Annotated in this window: 2 protein-coding genes and 1 pseudogene; 2 read left to right on the top strand and 1 reads right to left on the bottom strand. The window is 46.2% G+C overall.

Annotated features, from left to right (window positions below; translation table 11 throughout):
- Both IM477_RS12630 and IM477_RS12635 read left to right on the top strand, forming a co-directional pair.
- A partial coding sequence (locus tag IM477_RS12630; RefSeq protein WP_287732012.1) for a hypothetical protein occupies positions 1-615 on the top strand: 615 nt, incomplete at its 5' end.
- 262 nt (positions 616-877) lie between these two features.
- Positions 878-1,156 (top strand): annotated as a pseudogene (locus tag IM477_RS12635) (hypothetical protein); the annotation flags it as partial.
- 90 nt (positions 1,157-1,246) lie between these two features.
- Here the strand turns inward: IM477_RS12635 and IM477_RS12640 are convergent.
- Positions 1,247-2,167: a hypothetical protein gene (locus IM477_RS12640; RefSeq protein ID WP_287732015.1), complete on the bottom strand. Its 921-nt coding sequence runs from the start codon at positions 2,165-2,167 to the stop codon at positions 1,247-1,249.
- Positions 2,168-2,619: the final 452 nt, after the last annotated feature.

Below are 2,619 nucleotides of genomic sequence, written 5' to 3' on the forward strand. Positions count from 1 at the left end.
GATGGTAATTATCTCCACTTGTGGAGTTTAGATAATAACTGGAATTGGCAATCTTCCACCGGATGGTGGGGATTAAACTCATCGGAAGCTTTTACTCAAGAAACCAACTTCCAACAAGACTTTAACGGGGATAATCTGATTGGTAATCCCTTACCCAATATAGCTAGTAGTCTAGCGGTTTCTGCTAACGTCCCAGAACCTATTATCGGGTCATCAAACGATGATATTCTCACTGGTACTCTGGACAATGATATTCTAGTTGGTGGCTTAGGGAATGATACCCTAACAGGGGGTGCAGGTGGCGATCGCTTCACCTTCAACAACCTCAATGAAGGTCTTGACACAATTACCGATTTCCTATCCAGTCAGGGGGATAAAATTACTGTCTCTGCTGCGGGTTTTGGCGGTGGTTTAGCAGCAGGAGTGGCGATTACAGCCGCTCAATTCGTGTTAGGAACAACTGCATTAAATGTCAGCAATCGCTTTAATTATAATACAATCACTGGAGGACTATTCTTTGATGGGGACGGGACAGGTACACTAGCAGCTATTCAAATTGCAACTCTTAGTTCTAAACCCAGTATTTCCGCCTCTGATATAGTTGTGTTAGTTTAATCTTAATACAGCTTGTAGGGTGCGTTAGACGGCTATCAATTCCGTCAAAAAAACAAAATTAACAAGCCGCCGTAACGCATCAACTCTATTATTAAATCGGTGCGTTACGCTATCGCGCTTCACCCCCTACGAGTAAGCGGACAACTCAAATGAACCAAACAACCGCCAATTATGATGAACCCTGGAAAGAAGCTTTAAGCGAATATTTTGAAGCGTTTTTCTAGAAAACGGGTTTCTTGAAGAAACCCGTTTTCTGGACTTGTGTAATATGGAGTTACGAGGTATAGAACGCGGTAAAGAAATTGGCGAGGAAATTGGCGAGTTACGAGGGATAGAACAAGGTAAGGAAATTGGCGCATTAGAAAATGCCCGTGATTTTGTCAAAACAGTTTGGCAAGCTCCCTTAGGTGAAGTTCCTTTAGATGTGGAACAATACCTGAATAAAGTTTCGGTACTATCTAAATTACAAGAGATTGTTAAATTAGCAGCTACCGCTAATTCTCTCGCAGAATTTAAGCAGTCTTTGGCAAAAATCCAATAAGAACATCTTACTCTAGGGTGCTGCACTGCCCACCCATTCACCTTTAAACCCTTATTTAATGGTGGTGGGCAATGCCTACCCCGGGAAAAACTACGGGGTGAGCGATATCGGTCTTCGGGCCTTTAAACGAATCCCGCACTGGCCTGTCGCGGAGGAGCGTGCGAGCCGGTAATCGGTAGAGCGGCCCGTGGTTTTGTCCTTAACGCTGAAAATAATCGAGCCATCTGACGACTGTTCGATACCGGCCGGTCCCTCTAGAAAAGCCCCCTCTCGAACGGTAGCGACCGGTTTGAAAGCGCCTTGTATTTCCACAAAAAGGGACTGACGGGTAATTCCCCACAACGGCTCCTTATCCACTTTTTGAAACAAACTCAACCAACTTCCGGCGAGTGTCTTCGGAACAGCGATCGCTATGGCCAGTGGCCCTGCTTTTATTTCCCTAAGAAAAGGATCGCGGAAACGACCAGCGTTAGTTACGAAAGTTCTCCCGGAGTGAGTGCTGTCGATGTACCATCCAGTTATACCGTTCCGACTCCGCGCACTTTCTCCTGAAAGTATGGTGGTGACAGTAATCCCATCGTAAAAGAACAACTCATCTTTTATCCCTCTGAGCAAAATGCCTCGTAATCGCGGGACATCATAAACAGGGTAAACGAGACTAGAACCCCGTGCGATCGACCCCATCTCTTTCGCTTTTCCAGCAATGATCTCCAAGGTGGTGAGGGATGATCGTCCCCAAAATGTAGCGGGATGACCAGTGATCAATACGCGATCCAACGCCTGGCTGTAAACTCCCTGAGCGAGGAGACAATTACCCCAGAAACGATGCCAAAACGAGCAGGGTCGCTCGTAGAGTTCGGGAAGTGCCTTCGGTGTACCAAGGGTAGGGGGGTTAGCATTCAGATCGAGCCGGGCCATGTAATCGATTTGTCCTCCATCGATCCAGAGCCAACCATCTTGTGTCGAAACCAGAGCGTCAATCTGGCCGTAATCGTATTGCGGGGCCTTCACTGATACGAGAGGCGTTGCAGCGCCGCTCCGCTTCAGTAGCAGGGTATCGACACCGGAGACGACCACCTCAAACGATTGGCCCCGCATTGGGATTGTTACTCGTGCTGTTTTATTCGGGGATAATGTGAATCTCGTCTCGGGTTTTCGCTCTACTGGTGAGAGGCAATATTTATCTAAAGGTTCGGCTATAACTCGCGGAATGTTAGCGACGAGAATTAAAAAAAACAATCGAAAAATAGGTCGCCACCCATTCCGATAATCATCCCGACCACCCCAAGAATGGCTAAATAACTGAACTTCCCCCGTATAAACATACTAGCTATGGCTAAAAGTCTTACAGAGCCTGAGTTAAAGCAATATAATACTAATGGACTACTGGACACAAAATCCTGAAGTCCTTACGCAGATATGGTTTGAGGCAAAATTTTTCAAATTTGACCTTTCGACCATTA

It is taken from the genome of Microcystis sp. M090S1, from assembly GCF_020246295.1.
Classification (GTDB): Bacteria; Cyanobacteriota; Cyanobacteriia; order Cyanobacteriales; family Microcystaceae; genus Microcystis; species Microcystis aeruginosa.